Raw genomic sequence first — 16780 nt, 5'->3', positions numbered from 1 at the left:
CTTTTTATGTACTAAAATAAAAGGAATCCATGAAAATTGCAATTATTGGAATTGGCGGAGTAGGTGGTTATTTTGGAGGAAAATTAGCCAAAACATCTCATCACGTTACCTTTGTTGTAAGGGGGGATAATTTACAGGCTATACGTGAGAGGGGATTACAAGTTCGGAGTATATATGGTGATTTTATTGTTAGACCAGACAAAGTTACTGATGCAGTTAGCGATTTAGATACTCCTGATTTGGTATTATTGGCAGTAAAATCTTGGCAGGTAGCAGAGATTGCATCCACGCTTAAGCCCTTTTTGGCTGAACATTCGTTGGTTTTACCATTACAGAATGGAGCGGATAATGTAGAAAAATTGTTAGAAGTACTTCCAGCTAAAAATGTACTCTCAGGTTTGTGTAAAATTATAAGCTATGTTGAAGGTCCAGGGCAGATCCACCATCAAGCGTTTCATCCACAAGTAATCTATGGGTATCCAGATAATAGAATTGATGGTCGTCTTCGAGCTGTAAAGGCTGTTTTTGATGAAGCTAAAGTTGATAATTCTATTGCACAAGATATCAATCTAGAAGTATGGAGAAAATATACTTTTATAACTACTTTAAGTGGGATGGGTGCACTAACTAGGATGCCTGTAGGTGTATTACGCTCAGATGAATATTTACGTAATATGATGTTGCAAACCGCTCAGGAGATTAAAATGGTAGCTAATGCTAAGGGAATTGCCCTAAATGATTTTGATGTTGAAAGAGTGATGGAGTCAATAGATAAGCAGGATAGTGCTACTACTGCATCTATGCAACGTGATATGATGCAGGGGAAACCTTCTGAACTCGAAAACTTTAACGGGTATGTGATGCGAGAAGGACTTCGATTAGGAATCCCAGTTCCTGTGAATACTCTTATTTATCGGTTGTTACTTCCTATGGAGGAACAGGCAAGGCATTACTAATTTGTGTTTTTATAGTATTCATTTCTTTTATGGCATGGTTATATCCTATTTCATAAGCTTTGTCAATCATCTTAGTGTCAAGTACACCAATTAAGTCAATTTCTTTTGGGATAAAAACATAGGCACAACGCTTAAATTTGGCATAGTAAGAGGCATCCATTCCAATATGATAGATACGCTGTATAAGTTTTAGAGTTGTGTTGACCTCTGTTTTATCAATTTCCTCAACAGGGTTCACAAAGCTTCCTAGAAGTATATTACATTGCTTTTGTAATGGTTCTATAGGGAAGTTATTAAGGATTCCTCCATCAGAATAGAGATGGTCACCTATTGCGATAGGTGAAAAATAGGGAGGTAAAGCACTTGAGGCAATAAGTGGTTTTATAAGTGAGCCGCTTTGAAAATATTCCAATTTTCCTGTTATAAGATTTGTAGCTGTTACTGTAAGAGGGAGATCAAGCTCTTCGAATGTTTTATTCTTAAAAAAGGTAACAAAAAGTTCATGGTATTTTTCACTGTCCATTATTCCCGGTTTATTGAGCGCAAAAAGTGAAAATTTAAAAACGGGAGTCTCTTTAAAAAACTGTAACATTTCTTTTGGTTTATAACCACAGGCGTACAGAGCCCCAATTAAGGCACCACCACTGGTACCAGCAATTTGATGAGGGGTTATGTCATTTTCATGTAAGGCTTGGAGCAGACCAGCATGGGCAAGTGATTTGACCCCTCCTCCAGAAAGTACTAGACCTATTCGATTCTTAGACATCAAAGATTTTTTAATAAAGATACACTTTTTTATAGAGCTTTTAGAGTTAGGTTTTCTGGCATAAAGCTCAATGATAAACAGCTTCTAAATCTTTTTATAACTCGCTCAAGAATTGTATTTTTGGCACTTTATTTTTATGTAATACCATAATTTTCGGAGAAGTCCGATTTAATCAATGCTCTATGAGATACGACCATAGGAAAATAGAGGCCGACTGGCAAGCATATTGGGCCAAAAACAAAACGTTTAAAGCTGACAATGCGTTCGATAAACCTAAATATTATGTTTTGGATATGTTCCCGTATCCTTCTGGAGCTGGGCTCCATGTAGGACATCCCCTTGGGTATATAGCAAGTGATATTTATGCGCGATATAAACGTCATCAGGGTTTTAATGTATTACATCCAATGGGATATGATAGCTTTGGATTACCTGCAGAGCAGTATGCTATACAAACAGGTCAACACCCTGCTATTACCACTCAAACCAATATAAATAGGTATCGTGAGCAATTAGATAAAATTGGGTTTTCGTTTGATTGGGAGCGAGAGGTTCGTACCTCCAATCCGGAGTATTACAAATACACTCAATGGATTTTTATTCAGTTATTTGATTCTTGGTACGATAAAAGAGAAGATAAGGCCAAGTCTATCGAAACACTTATTGAAGAATTTGAAAAGAACGGTAATTCTTTAGTTCAAGCTGCATGCGACGAAGGAACCCCTGCTTTTACAGCTCAGCACTGGAAAGAATATACGGCCGAGGAGCAGCAGAAAATGTTGCTAAAATATCGTCTTACCTATTTGGCAGAAACTGAGGTTAATTGGTGTCCTGCTTTGGGTACAGTTCTAGCTAATGACGAAATTATAAACGGCGTTTCTGAACGTGGAGGTCATCCTGTAATTCGCAAAAAAATGACTCAGTGGAGCATGCGTATTTCGGCCTATGCCCAGCGTTTATTGGATGGGTTAGATACTATTGATTGGAGTGAAAGCCTAAAAGAAAGTCAACGAAACTGGATTGGTCGTTCGCAAGGCGCTATGGTGGTCTTCAAAGTAATACCTAAAAATGAATCAAGGGATAGTATGGATAGTATTCAGGTATTCACAACCCGCCCTGATACTATTTTTGGAGTTTCTTTCATGACATTAGCTCCTGAACATGAATTGGTTTCTAAGATTACTACCAATGAGCAGCGAGCTGAGGTGGAAGCCTATATTGAGGCAACTGCCAAGAGGAGTGAACGTGATCGCATGTCAGACGTGAAAACCATTTCAGGAGTATTTACAGGTGCTTATGCTGAGCATCCATTTACAAAACAGCCTATACCGGTTTGGATTGGTGATTATGTGTTGGCGGGGTATGGAACTGGGGCAGTAATGGCTGTGCCATGTGGAGATGATAGGGATTATGCTTTTGCTAAACATTTTGGTATCGAAATTCTAAATATTTTTGATCAAGATATCTCAAAGGCTGCGTTTACTGCTAAAGAAGGATTTTCGTTAGTAAATTCTGATTTTTTAAATGGTCTAGATTATAAAGAAGGTACTCGTTTGGTAATAGATAAGTTGGAAAAATTGGGTGCAGGAACCTCTAAAATTAACTATCGATTACGTGATGCTGTTTTTTCAAGACAACGTTATTGGGGAGAGCCATTTCCAGTATATTATGTTAATGGCTTACCACGAATGATCGAAAAGAAGTATCTTCCAGTCCGTTTACCAGAAGTAGAGAAATACCTGCCAACAGAGGATGGACAACCCCCTTTGGGAAATGCTACAGTCTGGGCTTGGGATACCGAAACACATACGGTCGTAAGTAATGAGTATATTAATCATACTACAGTTTTCCCTTTAGAATTGAATACTATGCCCGGTTGGGCTGGTAGTTCGTGGTATTGGATGCGTTATATGGATGCTCATAATGAGGAAGATTTTGCTAGTGAAAAGGCATTACGTTATTGGCAAAATGTAGACCTGTACATAGGGGGAAGCGAGCATGCAACAGGACATTTATTATATAGTCGTTTCTGGAACAAGTTTTTAAGGGATAGAGGATATATAAATATTGAAGAGCCATTTAAAAAGCTAATTAACCAAGGTATGATTTTGGGTATGAGCGCATTTGTATATCGTACCGAGGACGCAAAAAAATTAATATCTAAAAATAAAATTGGCAATACAAAAGTTTTTCCTATTCATGTTGATCTTTCAGTGATTAATGATATAACCAATGAATTAGATATTGAGGCCTTCAAAAATCATCCTCTTTATGCAGATTATAAGAATGTAGAATTTGTTTTGGAAGATGGAAAATATATAGTAGGCAGAGAGGTTGAAAAAATGTCAAAATCAAAATATAATGTAGTAAATCCAGATGATATTTGTGATGAATATGGAGCGGATACTTTGCGTTTATACGAAATGTTTTTAGGGCCATTGGAGCAGGCTAAACCATGGAATACTGCTGGAATTACGGGAGTGTCTGGTTTTTTAAAGAAGCTATGGCGCTTGTATTTTGACGAGGAAGGGTTTATTGTAACTAAAGAAGAGCCAAGTAAGGAGATGTATAAGTCCTTACACAAGACTATAAAAAAAGTTACAGAAGACATTGAGAGTTTCTCCTTTAATACATCGGTTTCTCAATTCATGATTTGTGTAAATGAGTTGTCACAACAAAAGTGTCACCACCAAGCTATTTTAGAACCTTTGGCAGTGCTGGTGTCTCCATATGCCCCACATATAGCAGAGGCATTGTGGGAAGCATTAGGGCATAATGAATCAATAAGCAATGAGCCGTTTCCAGTTTGTCAGGAAAGTTACCTAATAGAAAGTAGTAAGGAATATCCAGTATCTTTTAATGGTAAAATGCGTTTTAAAATTGAATTGCCCTTAGATATGACTGCAGAAGATATTGAGAAGTTAATTGTGGCTGATTCCAGAACAATAGAACAGTTGCAAGGACGTACACCTAAAAAGATAATTGTAGTCCCTGGAAAGATTATTAATATTGTAGGTTAAATTAAAACTGACAAAAAAGCATACTGTTAAAACCTCGCTAAAGTTGGCGAGGTTTTTGTTTATATTGCAGTATATTTACCTTATTAAATTGAAATAATTATGATGGGATATTATATTCTTATTGGTGCTATAGCTTTGGTAAGTTTCTTGGTAAGTCAGAAGCTTAAAAGTAAGTTTAGCCATTATTCGAAAGTACAACTTCGCAATGGTATGAGCGGTGCTGAAATAGCTGAAAAGATGCTGGCTGATCATGGTATTTATGATGTGAAGGTTATCTCCACACCAGGTATGCTTACCGATCATTATAACCCGCAAAATAAAACGGTGAACTTAAGTGAAGGAGTATATCATCAGCGTAATGCAGCTGCTGCGGCTGTAGCTGCTCACGAATGTGGTCACGCAGTACAACATGCTCAAGCTTATGAGTGGTTACAAATGCGTTCTAAATTAGTACCTGTTGTAAGTGTAACATCTGGAATGTCTCAGTGGTTAGTTATAGGTGGATTGATTTTTGGAGCAGCCAGTGGTGCAGGTATTGGGTATATGGTAGCTGTAGCAGGATTGGTATTTATGGCCTTGGCTACTTTGTTTAGTTTTATTACACTGCCAGTTGAGTATGATGCAAGTAATCGTGCATTAGCATGGTTGAAAAATAAAAACATGGTTTCTCAACAAGAATTTGATGGTGCGGAGGATTCATTAAAATGGGCTGCTCGAACATATCTAGTGGCGGCTATCGGTGCATTAGCCTCTTTACTTTATTGGGCTTTGCAAGTTTTTGGTGGCAGCAGAGACTAGGTTGTTGTGTTTATTTAAAATAATAGAAAGGGTTGCTTAGCAGCCCTTTTTTCATTTCCATGAATTCAGGCAAGTTAAAGTTAAGTATTCAGCAAATGGATTAATTAAGTTCCAAAAGCTAAGTGTTTGGTATTTGCTAATTAGGATGAATTCAATAACAAGTTTAATACAAACATTTAATTTATTGGTAAAAAATTACCTGTGATAATGTATGGTTTCTTGATTTTTAGGATTATTTTAGATATGATGTACTACACCACTCAATCTTGAGTGGTGTAGTAATATTGAAAGAGAATGTTAAATGCTGATTTGTCTATCTATTTGCTGATTAAGAGAAATGAAAGTTTCCGTTCGTGAAACACCTTCTATAGTTTGTATTTTGTGATTAAGAAGGTTCATGAGATGCTCATTGTCCTTACATAGAATTTTGACCAGAATACTCCAATTACCAGTTGTGTAGTGGCACTCTAATACTTCAGGAATTTCACGTAGCTGTTTAACAGCTTCGGGGTTTCGCATGGCTTTATCAAGATAGATGCCAATAAATGCCATTGTTGTATATCCTAGGATTTTAGGATTGATAATGAATTTGGATCCAGATATAAGGCCTGATGTTTCGAGTTTTCGAAGTCGTTGATGAATAGCTGCACCGGAAATACCTATCTTCCGTGCAATTTCCAAAATAGGTTTACGCGCATCCTCCATCAGATATCTCAAAATTTCTTTATCGATACCGTCTATAGACACCGTTTCATTAGTGATTTTCATGTTGTTATAGCTAGTTGTGTATGGATACAAATATACACATAGCCAAAACGAATTTATGAGAAAAAAATGTTTTTGTTTTCTAAGAATAGCATGACCTATTGTGTATTATATGAGAATTTTTTACTGTTATAATCCACAGCAGCTAGAAGTTTAATGCATTCAAAACCAATTATAGATGGGAGATAAATTATATTGCTAATTCTATTGAGTTAGATTTTTTTAATTTATTATATGATTTCTTAAATACGTTCTTTTATTTTAATTTTTTCTTATTCAGCATTGTAATGATTTATAGCCAGTTTAAAAAGATGTTATTTAATAACTATTTAAGGTGACCGTATTTTGAATGCGCTTATTTTGTAAAAAAAGTGAGATAATTTGGTTTATCCTGTAACGTTATTTGGGTTATAACCCATGTAGGGAACCTGAGTTTCATTAAAAACAATGCCATAATCCATTAATTCTTTCAAAATTGGATCATAAATTTCCTTGGATATTGGAATATGTACGCCAGGGGTGGTAATTGTTTTATTTAATATCTGGATGGTAGCCATTGCAACAGGTAAACCAACAGTTTTAGCCATAGATGTATAGGTTTGATTAGCTCCAATTGCTACCATGCTTGAATCGATTTGTTTTTTCTTGCCTTCAATTTCATAACCAAATTTATGATACATTACTATCATGTCTTGGTCATTACTTTCTAGTGTCCAACTGTCTTCTAGTATTTTTTGAAGAATTTGGGCTGGGGTAGCATTGTGTAATCCTACCTTTTTGGTATGGTTAAATAAATCTAATTCAACAAGTTTATCCCACATTATATCATCTTGATCAATTTTAAGGTAATGTCGCATTTTAAGTTCTACAGAATCTGTCGGGGAATAAGCCAAAAAGGAATTAATAAAATCCCTATAACTCATTTGATGAGAATTTTCAAGAGTGTAGCTGTCGTCAGTCATACCGAGCTGAACAAACATATTCCATGCTCTTGAAAAACCAACTCTTCGAATAGTTCCCCTGTATAAAGTCAACACATCATTTAGTCCATATGCGTTTCGATATTTTAGGGAATCTCGATTTGCATACGCCTCAAATTTCCCATAACCTTCAATGTCAAGAAATTCTGTGCGTCTGAAAAGTTTATGATAGGGAATGTATTTGTAAGTTCCTTCTTGTATAAATTTGGCAGCCCCGCCTTGCCCAGCCAAAACCACATTTCTAGGATTCCAAGTAAATTTGTAGTTCCAAAGGTTGTTGTCGCTAACTGGAGCCACTAGCCCTCCACAGAAAGATTCAAACAGAAGCATTTTACCGCCTTTAGCTCTTATTTTATCTATAACTTGCATTGCACTCATGTGGTCAATACCTGGGTCCAATCCTATCTCGTTCATGAATATCAAACCTTTGTTTTCTACCTGTTCATTAAGTGCTTGCATGGCATCACTTACATAGGATGCAGTAACCATATTTTTATTATAGGCTATGCAATCTTTTGCTACTGCAATATGCATTGTAGCAGGTAGCATTGAAACAACAATATCACAAGAGGCAACGGCTTCCTTGCGTGCTTGGTCATTTTGTATATTAAGTTCAAAAGCTTCTGCTCTAGGGTGATTTTGAAGTAATTTATTAGCATGAGTAGGGTTTAGATCACCAATGCGCAAGAATAGATTCTCTTTTTCTGCTTTTTCCAAAAAATATTCGATTAAATAGGAGGTAGATTTTCCGGCACCGATGAGTAAAATGGTTCGCATATGGAGAGGGTTTTGTATTTTTGTTCTGTATTCTAAAATGGAAATATAACACGAATGTAATAAATTGTTATATTTTTAAAAAACATTGAATTAATAGTTATGAACAAAACAATAATAAGTACAGCTGCCAGTTTGGGACTGCTAACTGTTATTTTGGGTGCATTTGGCGCTCATGGATTAAAAAATTTGGTCGACTATGACGCTGTGACTACTTTTGAAACTGGCGTAAGGTATCAAATGTATCATGTGTTTTTTCTACTTTATATAGGGATTGTCAATTTTCTTACTGACGCTCAAAAGAAAAGTATATTTATTGCTACCTTAATAGGAATCCTATTATTTTCGGGCTCCATCTATGGGTTAGCGACTAACGCTGTAACTTCTTTTGATTTTAAAACCATTGGTTTTGTCACCCCGATAGGAGGTATTTTTTTCATTATAGCGTGGGGACTTTTACTTAAAGCTACTATCTCGTTAAAAAAATAAAATAAAAGCACGCTATTTTTATATAAATACTAATTTTGTAGCCAGAAAGCAATGAATAACACACAACATTAAAAACATTATGGAGAATTCCACTTCAGCTACGAAAACGATTTCGTTAGAAAGCTATGGTATTACGAATGCTACTGTTCGCTACCAATTGACCCCCGATGAGTTACATGAGGAAACCATTTCTAAAGGCCAGGGCGTTGAGGCGTCTTCAGGTGCTTTGGCGGTTAACACTGGAGAGTTTACGGGGCGATCTCCGCAAGACCGCTTTATTGTAAAAGATGCCATTACTGAGGATAAGGTTTGGTGGGGGAATATTAATATCCCTTTTGAAAGTGATAAGTTTGATGCACTTTATAAAAAAGTGACGAATTATTTATCTGGAAAGGAAATTTATGTCCGTGATAGTTATGCCTGTGCAGATCCTAATTATCGACTAAACATTAGAGTTATTACAGAATATCCGTGGAGCAACCAATTTGCATATAATATGTTTTTGCGACCTACTGATGTTGAGTTGGATAACTTTACCCCAGAATGGACTGTTATTAATGCCCCTGGTTTTATGGCGGTCCCTGATGAAGACGGAACTCGTCAACATAACTTTGCCATACTTGACTTTACACGTAAGATTGCACTAATTGGAGGAACCGGATATACCGGTGAAATTAAGAAGGGTATTTTCTCTGCATTAAATTTTATATTGCCAGTTTTTCATAACACTTTACCAATGCACTGTAGTGCAAATGTTGGAGAAGAGGGTGATACGGCCATTTTCTTTGGTCTTTCAGGAACGGGTAAAACTACCCTCTCTGCGGATCCAAATCGTAGGTTAATTGGAGATGATGAGCACGGTTGGACTAATGAAAATACAATTTTCAATTTTGAGGGTGGTTGTTATGCCAAAGTAATAAACCTTTCTGAAGAAAATGAACCGGATATTTATAAAGCTATTAAACGTGGAGCTATTCTTGAAAATGTAATTTTAGATGAAAAGGGAGATGTTGATTTTTCAGATATTTCAATCACTCAAAATACACGAGTAAGTTATCCAATAGAGCATATTAATAATATTCAAGTACCATCGGTGGGAGAAAATCCTAAGAATATTTTCTTCTTAACTGCGGATGCTTTTGGTGTTTTGCCTCCAATTTCTAAACTTACACCAGGTCAAGCAGCCTATCATTTCATCTCTGGTTATACAGCTAAAGTTGCAGGTACTGAAGCAGGCGTAAATGAGCCTATGCCTAACTTTTCGGCTTGTTTTGGAGCGCCTTTTATGCCTTTACATCCAACAAAATACGCTGAAATGCTTAGTGCTAAGATGAAGGAAAATGGAGTAAATGTTTGGCTGGTTAATACAGGTTGGACTGGAGGTCCTTATGGTATTGGATCTAGAATGAAGTTAAAATATACCCGTGCGATGATTACTGCCGCCATGCGTGGTGAATTAGGAGAAATGAGTGAGGAGAATTTCCATATTCATTCCGTATTTGGAGTTGCTCAACCAAGACAATGTCCTGGAGTGCCTACTGAGGTTTTAAGTCCTAGACAAACATGGAATAACGATGCGGCTTATTATGAGAAGGCACATCAGTTAGCGAATGCATTTAAAGAAAATTTCAAAAAATTTCAGGAATTTGCTAATGATGAAATCCTTAAGGGAGGACCACTTGTGTAATAGCTAAATTCACAAATACAAAAAAATCCGCTCATTTAGTACTGAGCGGATTTTTTTGTAATTAAAGTTATAGTTACTTTTTGTTTACTTTTTCAATATACTTCTCCAATGCCATAGTCATTGATGGTGTTTCTGCTGTTGGAGCTTTAATGTCAATTCTTAAACCAGCATCTTCTGCAGCTTTCATTGTGGTGTCACCGAATACAGCGATTCGTGTGTCATTTTGTTTGAAATCTGGAAAATTCTTAAATAATGATTCAATTCCTGAAGGGCTGAAAAATGCTAAAATATCATAATAAACATTTTTAAGATCTGAAAGATCACTAGCTACGGTCTTGTAAAAAATACCGCGTTTCCAGTCAATTTTCAAAGCGTCAAGTGTTTCAGGTACATCTGGCTTAAGTACGTCTGAGGAAGGGAGTAAAAACTTCTCATCTTTGTACTTTTTAATTAGAGGAGCTAATTCTGGGAAGTTTCGCTTTCCAACATAAATCTTACGTTTTCGGTAGACTACATATTTTTGAAGATAGTATGCTACAGCTTCAGACTGACAGAAATACTTCATAGTATCAGGTACATCGAATCGCATTTCCTTTGCAACCCTAAAAAAATGATCTACAGAATTTCTACTGGTAAGAATAATTGCTGAAAACTTGGTTAAGTCAATTTTTTGTTGTCTCACATCCTTTGCATCAACTCCTTCCACATGAATAAAAGGTCTGAAATCAATTTTTACTTTTTGCTTTTCTACAATCTGTAAGTAAGGTGAGTTTTCGACCTTAGGTTCTGGTTGCGAAACCAAAATTGTTTTCACTTTCATAAGAAAATTATAGTTTTAATGAATACCTCCGGCTATTAACTTAAATGCCAATAGGTAGGGGGCTATTTCAAGAGCGCAAAGATACAAAATAAAATAAAACAGATAAGGGCTAAGTATATTTTGATGCATTTTAAATATGGAAAACCAACCAATCGCGTGAATGATAATAGTAATTATAATAATTAAAAACAGAAATGACTTTGTAAGAGGAAAGCTATATATAATGAAAAGATTAACACAGGCAAGCAGTAATCCACTCCAATTGCCATAACTTATTTTTTTGAATAAGTATTGGTCTACGGCTGCATCAATGTTGAAAATATTGGCAACAATTTTTTGAAGGGCTATTTTACAACTTGAAAATAATATAACAAGAAGTAGTAAATTGATAAAGGAAGCTTCTATTTGATAAATATGCGTGATGTCATTATAATCAATTAATAACCATAAAAAGGTGGCAACAGCTATCAAGTGTATACTTAAAAATACGGTATTAAAGGGGTTGATAAGGTGTTCTTCTTTTCCATATAACAATACATATTTGTTGTTGAAAAGCAATTTAAGAAAGTCATTAAGACGTTGGGTGTCCAATACTTTTGTTAAGGTTATGGCTAGAAGCATACCTGTATAAAGTAAGATTATCCAGTCGTGAGAGATAACGGTTTTAGCTATAGGCTCCATGATGCCAAAATTACTTTTTTTCTGTTAAATATTGATAAATGAGGTACTGCTTTCCTTCATCGCCTAATAATGTACTATTTTTGCTAATAAATAAGTATTTTAGGATGACCGACAGTGTGGTAATCATACCTACCTATAACGAAATTGATAATATAAGTGACATGGTTCATGCTGTGTTGCAATTGCCAAAACCTTTTGCACTGTTGGTTGTTGATGACAACTCACCAGATGGTACTGCTCAAGAAGTTCGCTCATTGCAAAGTGTCTACCCAGATAGATTGTTTCTAGAGGTAAGAAAGGAAAAGTCAGGTTTAGGTACCGCCTATATTCATGGATTTAAATGGGCAATAGCTAAAGGGTACGATTATATATTTGAAATGGACGCGGATTTTTCTCACAATCCTTCTGATTTAATTCGTTTGTATGAAAGTTGTGCCAAGGAGGGTGTAGATGTGGTTGTTGGTTCAAGGTATATTAAAGGTGTTAATGTGGTAAATTGGCCATTAGGCCGAGTATTACTCTCCTATGGAGCATCTATCTATGTAAAATTAATTACAGGGATGAGAGTCCATGACCCCACTGCTGGATTTATATGTTATAAACGTAGAGTTATAGAGAAGATAGATTTGGATAGCATAAAGTTTGTAGGTTATGCATTTCAAATAGAAATGAAATATAAGGCTTGGCTCCAAAAGTTTGTTATTAAGGAAATCCCAATTATTTTTACTGATAGAGTCAAAGGGCAATCCAAAATGAGTGGGAAAATAATTAAAGAAGCAGTTCTAGGTGTAGTTGCTATGAAGTTAAGGAGTATGTTTAAAAAGAATTGAAAACATGAAAAAATATCTTATTAAGAGTGCAACCTTAGTAAATGAAGGACGTAGTTATGTAGCTGATGTTTTAATAAATGGAAAACGTATTGAGCGCATTGATACTCATATACCCGCTTCATTTGATATGGAAGTGATTGATGCTACTGGTAAATATATGTTGCCTGGGATTATAGATGATCAAGTTCATTTCCGTGAACCAGGACTTACTCATAAAGCTACTATAGCTTCTGAAAGTGCTGCCGCTGTTGCAGGAGGTATTACAACTTTTATGGAACAGCCTAATACTAATCCTCAAACAACAACGATTGAAAGATTGGAAGAGAAATTTTCAATAGCATCACATTCTTCTTATGCTAATTATTCTTTTTTGTTAGGTGGTACAAATGATAATTTGGAGGAGTTAAAACGTCTTGACAAGAATGCCTGTGCTGGAGTTAAACTTTTTTTAGGGTCTTCAACTGGAAACATGTTGGTAGATAATGAAGTGGTTTTGGAAACTATTTTCTCAAACATAGACATGGTTATAGCTGCACATTGCGAAGATGAGGCCACTATACGTCATAACTTAGAGCATTTTAAATCTTTATATGGCGATCAAATACCTGTATCTGCACATCCCCTTATTCGTAGTGAAGAGGCATGTTACTTATCATCTTCTAGAGCAATAGCCTTAGCTGAAAAAACAGGAGCTAGATTGCATGTGTTCCATGTGTCTACTGGAAAGGAGACTACTCTTTTCCGTAATGATATACCATTAGAGGAAAAGAAAATTACTGCCGAAGTATGTGTTCATCATTTATGGTTCACACAGGCTGATTATGAAACAAAAGGGAACTTTATTAAATGGAATCCAGCTGTTAAAACTGCTTCGGATAGAGAATCATTATGGGAAGCAATTAATGATGATCGTATTGATGTTTTGGCAACTGATCATGCTCCACATACGCTGGAAGAAAAGTCCCAGACATATTTGCAAGCGCCTTCAGGAGGTCCATTAGTTCAGCATGCACTGTCGGCCTTATTGGAGGCGGTAAGAGAAGGTAGGACGACAATTGAAACTGTAGTTCAGAAAGCATGTCACAATCCGGCAATCTTGTTTCAAGTTAAAGATCGAGGGTATTTGCGAGAAGGATACTTTGCTGATATTGTAATTGTAGATGTTAATAGTCCATGGGTCGTAAGTAAGGAGAATGTGTTGTATAAGTGTGGATGGTCTCCTTTTGAAGGGACGACTTTTCATTCTAGAGTAACACATACATTTGTGAATGGTTGTTTGGCATATGTAGATGGTGTAGTACAGGGAATCCATTGTGGGCAACGACTTACATTTAACCGTTAGTTATGAGGAAATTACTTTTGTTCAGTCTCGGGCTTTTGTTCTTGGCTGCGTGTCGAAAGGACATAATGGATAAACCAGAAAATCTAATTCCTAGGAAGAAGATGGTAGATATTATGTATGATATGGCGGTACTTTCAGCCACCAAAAGTGTACAGCAAGACATATTGATTGAGAATAATATTTTTCCAGAGACCTACCTCTATGAAAAGTATCAAATTGATAGTTTACAATTAGTTGAAAGTAAGGTTTATTACGCTTCTCGGCCAGATGTATATCTTAAAATTTTCAAAGAAGTAGAAGGAAGGCTTAATGCCCAAAAGGAAGCAATGGAAAAGGAGCAGGCCTTGCAAGATGAGGAATCTGATATGGATAAAAATAATTCGGAGAAAAAATCAGACAGTATTTTATCTATTAAGGAACTGGGCAAGGGGAAGAGAGATACCTTGATAACTCAGGAGTAAACTATTTCATTCTTTCACAAATAGTAGTTATACTATCTTCAAGAGGTTTAAAGCGAAAGCCTAATTGTTGTTCTATTTTGGAATTGTTGTAATATTTTCTATTTATTAAGGTTGCTGCTGTACGTTTGGTAAGTTTTCTTCTGGTCCTAAAGAAGGTGTGAAAGAACCAATCTAAACGCCATCCTATTTGTAATATCCACGGTTTCAACTCTAATTTTGGAACAGGAGTATTAAGTCTTTGGGTAATGGTTTGTAATAGACGTTTGTAGCTCCAATTTTCAGAATTAAGTATGAAACGCTCGTTTATAATAGGGCTATTCATGAGCATAATACAAGCCATAGCGACATCTTCTACATCTACAAAACCCATCTCGCCTCGTGTATAAAATGGAATACCCTTTTTAGCTTTACCAAAAATTTTCCCACTACCTGATAACCAGAAACCTGCGCCTAAAATAACAGAAGGATTGACAATTACTGCATTGAGACCTTCCTGAGTACCTCTCCAGACTTCCATTTCTGCCCCAAATTTTGTAATGGCATATATAGTATGTGGTTCTTCTGGATTCCAATGTGATTCTTCATCTATTGGTTTGTTTTTAGTTTCGCTGGAGAGTGTTGCAATGCTACTCACATAACATAGTTTAGTTACGTTATGGTCAATGCATAGATTTACAATGTTGGCAGTTCCTTCAATATTGAATTTTCGAAGTAGTCTGTACTGCGAAGGATTGAAGGATATCATGGCCGCAAGGTGATATACACGGCTAATACCTTTAAAAGCATTCGTAAGTTCAGGAATATCTGTAATATCGGCAACAACCCATTCAATGCGCTTAAAAAGCGTATCGGGGGTATTGGAATAGTATCCAAAAACGGTTTTTACACCTTCAAAAGAACTGTCAGGTCGATGAATAGCGCGTACTTGTTCTCCTTGTAAAACCAATTGGTATAGCAAATGCGCTCCCACCATACCTGTGCCGCCGGTAACTAAAATCATAGTGCGAAAATACAAATTTATTGAGATTATACTTCTTTTCAGATCAGGTAAAAAGCATATTTGCGTATCTTTGCGCGGTTATAAAAATTGTAGAAAATGTCAAAGAATTTTATTGAAGAGCTCCGCTGGAGAGGCATGATTCATGATGTCATGCCGGGTACTGAAGAACACCTAATGGAATCCATGCGGGCGGCCTATATAGGATTTGACCCTACAGCCGATTCACTGCATATTGGTCACATGGTTAGTGTGATGATTTTAAAGCATTTTCAAGCTTGTGGACATAAGCCTTACGCATTGGTAGGTGGTGCCACTGGAATGATTGGAGATCCATCAGGGAAATCTAATGAACGCAATTTGTTGGACGAACCAACTTTACGCCGGAATCAAGATGCGTTAAAATCACAGTTGGCTCGCTTTCTTGATTTTGAAAGTGAATCTCCGAATGCAGCCGTTTTGGTGAACAACTATGACTGGATGAAACATTTTTCTTTCTTAGAGTTCATACGTGATGTAGGGAAACACATCACTGTAAACTATATGATGGCAAAAGACTCTGTTAAAAAACGTTTAACTTCTGATTCGGCTGAAGGAATGTCTTTTACGGAATTTACATATCAGTTGGTGCAAGGATATGACTTTTTACATTTATTCCGTGAGAAGGGATGTACTTTGCAAATGGGAGGAAGTGATCAATGGGGTAATATTACAACTGGTACTGAACTAATTCGCCGAGTTGCCGGAGGCAAGGCTTTTGCATTGACATGTCCACTAATAACGAAAGCGGATGGAACTAAATTCGGAAAGTCTGAAGGAGGTAACGTATGGTTAGATGCTGAGCGCACATCTCCTTATAAATTTTATCAATATTGGTTAAATACTTCTGATGAAGATGCCGAGCGATATATTAAGATTTTCACATCATTGGATCGACAAACCATAGAAGCTTTAGTAGCTACGCATAAAGGGGCGCCTCATGAACGTGTTTTGCAGCGAAGATTAGCTGAAGAAGTGACGGTTATGGTACATTCACGTGATGAGTATGAGAATGCTGTAAAAGCATCAGATATTTTGTTTGGTAACTCTACATCTGAAGATTTAAAGGGTTTAAATGAAAAAACCTTCCTTGATGTTTTTGAAGGTGTTCCTAAGTCTGAAATAGCAATAGAGGATATTGAAAATGGACTGGACATAATTGTAGCTCTTTCAGGACAAACAGGTTTTTTGAAATCCAATGGAGAAGCTAGACGTGCATTGCAAGAAAATTCAATATCTGTTAATAAGGAAAAAGTTTCCGAATCATATATTATTAATTCGGAGGATCTTATTAATGGAAAGTTTGTGTTGTTGCAACGTGGTAAAAAGAATTACTTTGTGCTAGTAGTTAAATAACTTTATTAATATTAAATAA

The 16780-nt window shown here is 36.2% G+C and carries 15 protein-coding genes; 9 read left to right on the top strand and 6 right to left on the bottom strand.

The window, feature by feature from the left end:
* Positions 1-29: 29 nt before the first annotated feature.
* Positions 30-956 (top strand): ketopantoate reductase family protein, encoded by a 927-nt coding sequence (locus PT603_RS10080; protein WP_008236859.1) that lies wholly within the window; start codon positions 30-32, stop codon positions 954-956.
* On the opposite strand, the gene PT603_RS10075 is transcribed toward PT603_RS10080, so the two are convergent.
* Positions 928-1722, bottom strand: coding sequence for a patatin-like phospholipase family protein (locus PT603_RS10075; RefSeq protein WP_008236865.1), 795 nt, complete (start codon positions 1720-1722; stop codon positions 928-930). The genes PT603_RS10080 and PT603_RS10075 overlap by 29 nt on opposite strands.
* A 182-nt stretch (positions 1723-1904) precedes the next feature.
* Here PT603_RS10075 and leuS point away from each other — a divergent pair, with 182 nt between their 5' ends.
* Positions 1905-4742 (top strand): leucine--tRNA ligase, encoded by a 2838-nt coding sequence (gene leuS, locus PT603_RS10070; RefSeq protein ID WP_008236867.1) that lies wholly within the window; start codon positions 1905-1907, stop codon positions 4740-4742.
* A gap of 99 nt (positions 4743-4841) precedes the next feature.
* Positions 4842-5540, top strand: coding sequence for a zinc metallopeptidase (locus PT603_RS10065; protein ID WP_008236868.1), 699 nt, complete (start codon positions 4842-4844; stop codon positions 5538-5540).
* A 297-nt stretch (positions 5541-5837) separates the two neighbouring features.
* Here PT603_RS10065 and PT603_RS10060 read toward each other — a convergent pair whose 3' ends face one another.
* Entirely contained in the window at positions 5838-6308 is a 471-nt protein-coding gene (locus tag PT603_RS10060; protein WP_008236870.1) for an Lrp/AsnC ligand binding domain-containing protein, read from the bottom strand.
* A 383-nt stretch (positions 6309-6691) separates the two neighbouring features.
* On the bottom strand, positions 6692-8062 hold the full coding sequence (locus tag PT603_RS10055; protein ID WP_008236873.1) for a saccharopine dehydrogenase family protein: 1371 nt from the start codon (positions 8060-8062) through the stop codon (positions 6692-6694).
* Between the two features lie 99 nt (positions 8063-8161).
* Between PT603_RS10055 and PT603_RS10050 the strand changes: the two genes are divergently transcribed.
* Both PT603_RS10050 and pckA read left to right on the top strand, forming a co-directional pair.
* Positions 8162-8548: a DUF423 domain-containing protein gene (locus tag PT603_RS10050; protein ID WP_008236875.1), complete on the top strand. Its 387-nt coding sequence runs from the start codon at positions 8162-8164 to the stop codon at positions 8546-8548.
* 79 nt (positions 8549-8627) lie between these two features.
* On the top strand, positions 8628-10235 hold the full coding sequence (gene pckA, locus PT603_RS10045) for a phosphoenolpyruvate carboxykinase (ATP) (protein WP_008236876.1): 1608 nt from the start codon (positions 8628-8630) through the stop codon (positions 10233-10235).
* Positions 10236-10308: 73 nt separating this feature from the next.
* On the opposite strand, the gene PT603_RS10040 is transcribed toward pckA, so the two are convergent.
* Complete coding sequence (locus tag PT603_RS10040) at positions 10309-11055, bottom strand: uroporphyrinogen-III synthase (RefSeq protein ID WP_008236879.1); 747 nt, start codon at positions 11053-11055, stop codon at positions 10309-10311.
* 15 nt (positions 11056-11070) lie between these two features.
* On the bottom strand, positions 11071-11736 hold the full coding sequence (locus tag PT603_RS10035; protein WP_008236880.1) for a DUF4271 domain-containing protein: 666 nt from the start codon (positions 11734-11736) through the stop codon (positions 11071-11073).
* Between the two features lie 104 nt (positions 11737-11840).
* Between PT603_RS10035 and PT603_RS10030 the strand changes: the two genes are divergently transcribed.
* Genes PT603_RS10030 through PT603_RS10020 form a run of 3 tightly spaced genes read left to right on the top strand, consistent with a single transcriptional unit; the run spans position 11841 to position 14369 of the window.
* The gene (locus PT603_RS10030) at positions 11841-12566 is read left to right on the top strand and encodes a polyprenol monophosphomannose synthase (protein ID WP_008236881.1); all 726 of its coding nucleotides are present in this window, start codon (positions 11841-11843) and stop codon (positions 12564-12566) included.
* A gap of 4 nt (positions 12567-12570) precedes the next feature.
* Positions 12571-13908, top strand: coding sequence for a dihydroorotase (locus PT603_RS10025; protein ID WP_008236882.1), 1338 nt, complete (start codon positions 12571-12573; stop codon positions 13906-13908).
* Positions 13909-13910: 2 nt separating this feature from the next.
* The gene (locus PT603_RS10020; protein WP_081483475.1) at positions 13911-14369 is read left to right on the top strand and encodes a DUF4296 domain-containing protein; all 459 of its coding nucleotides are present in this window, start codon (positions 13911-13913) and stop codon (positions 14367-14369) included.
* 1 nt (position 14370) lies between these two features.
* On the opposite strand, the gene PT603_RS10015 is transcribed toward PT603_RS10020, so the two are convergent.
* Positions 14371-15369: an NAD-dependent epimerase/dehydratase family protein gene (locus PT603_RS10015; RefSeq protein ID WP_008236884.1), complete on the bottom strand. Its 999-nt coding sequence runs from the start codon at positions 15367-15369 to the stop codon at positions 14371-14373.
* 96 nt (positions 15370-15465) lie between these two features.
* Between PT603_RS10015 and tyrS the strand changes: the two genes are divergently transcribed.
* Positions 15466-16761, top strand: coding sequence for a tyrosine--tRNA ligase (tyrS, locus tag PT603_RS10010; protein ID WP_008236885.1), 1296 nt, complete (start codon positions 15466-15468; stop codon positions 16759-16761).
* Positions 16762-16780 lie beyond the last annotated feature (19 nt).

Source organism: Imtechella halotolerans (assembly GCF_028743515.2).
Lineage (GTDB): Bacteria > Bacteroidota > Bacteroidia > Flavobacteriales > Flavobacteriaceae > Imtechella > Imtechella halotolerans.
The sequence above is the reverse complement of the archived record's forward strand: the minus strand, read 5'-3'. Positions and strand labels throughout refer to the sequence as shown.

Excerpts from the sequence above, each read along its gene's own strand:
- PT603_RS10020 (WP_081483475.1), top strand. The coding sequence starts at position 13,911 with ATGAGGAAATTACTTTTGTTCAGTCTCGGGCTTTTGTTCTTGGCTGCG.
- leuS (WP_008236867.1), top strand. The coding sequence starts at position 1,905 with ATGAGATACGACCATAGGAAAATAGAGGCCGACTGGCAAGCATATTGG.
- PT603_RS10025 (WP_008236882.1), top strand. The coding sequence starts at position 12,571 with ATGAAAAAATATCTTATTAAGAGTGCAACCTTAGTAAATGAAGGACGT.
- PT603_RS10080 (WP_008236859.1), top strand. The coding sequence starts at position 30 with ATGAAAATTGCAATTATTGGAATTGGCGGAGTAGGTGGTTATTTTGGA.
- PT603_RS10040 (WP_008236879.1), bottom strand. The coding sequence starts at position 11,055 with ATGAAAGTGAAAACAATTTTGGTTTCGCAACCAGAACCTAAGGTCGAA.
- PT603_RS10060 (WP_008236870.1), bottom strand. The coding sequence starts at position 6,308 with ATGAAAATCACTAATGAAACGGTGTCTATAGACGGTATCGATAAAGAA.
- PT603_RS10015 (WP_008236884.1), bottom strand. The coding sequence starts at position 15,369 with ATGATTTTAGTTACCGGCGGCACAGGTATGGTGGGAGCGCATTTGCTA.
- PT603_RS10065 (WP_008236868.1), top strand. The coding sequence starts at position 4,842 with ATGATGGGATATTATATTCTTATTGGTGCTATAGCTTTGGTAAGTTTC.
- pckA (WP_008236876.1), top strand. The coding sequence starts at position 8,628 with ATGGAGAATTCCACTTCAGCTACGAAAACGATTTCGTTAGAAAGCTAT.
- PT603_RS10055 (WP_008236873.1), bottom strand. The coding sequence starts at position 8,062 with ATGCGAACCATTTTACTCATCGGTGCCGGAAAATCTACCTCCTATTTA.
- PT603_RS10035 (WP_008236880.1), bottom strand. The coding sequence starts at position 11,736 with ATGGAGCCTATAGCTAAAACCGTTATCTCTCACGACTGGATAATCTTA.
- PT603_RS10030 (WP_008236881.1), top strand. The coding sequence starts at position 11,841 with ATGACCGACAGTGTGGTAATCATACCTACCTATAACGAAATTGATAAT.
- PT603_RS10050 (WP_008236875.1), top strand. The coding sequence starts at position 8,162 with ATGAACAAAACAATAATAAGTACAGCTGCCAGTTTGGGACTGCTAACT.
- tyrS (WP_008236885.1), top strand. The coding sequence starts at position 15,466 with ATGTCAAAGAATTTTATTGAAGAGCTCCGCTGGAGAGGCATGATTCAT.
- PT603_RS10075 (WP_008236865.1), bottom strand. The coding sequence starts at position 1,722 with ATGTCTAAGAATCGAATAGGTCTAGTACTTTCTGGAGGAGGGGTCAAA.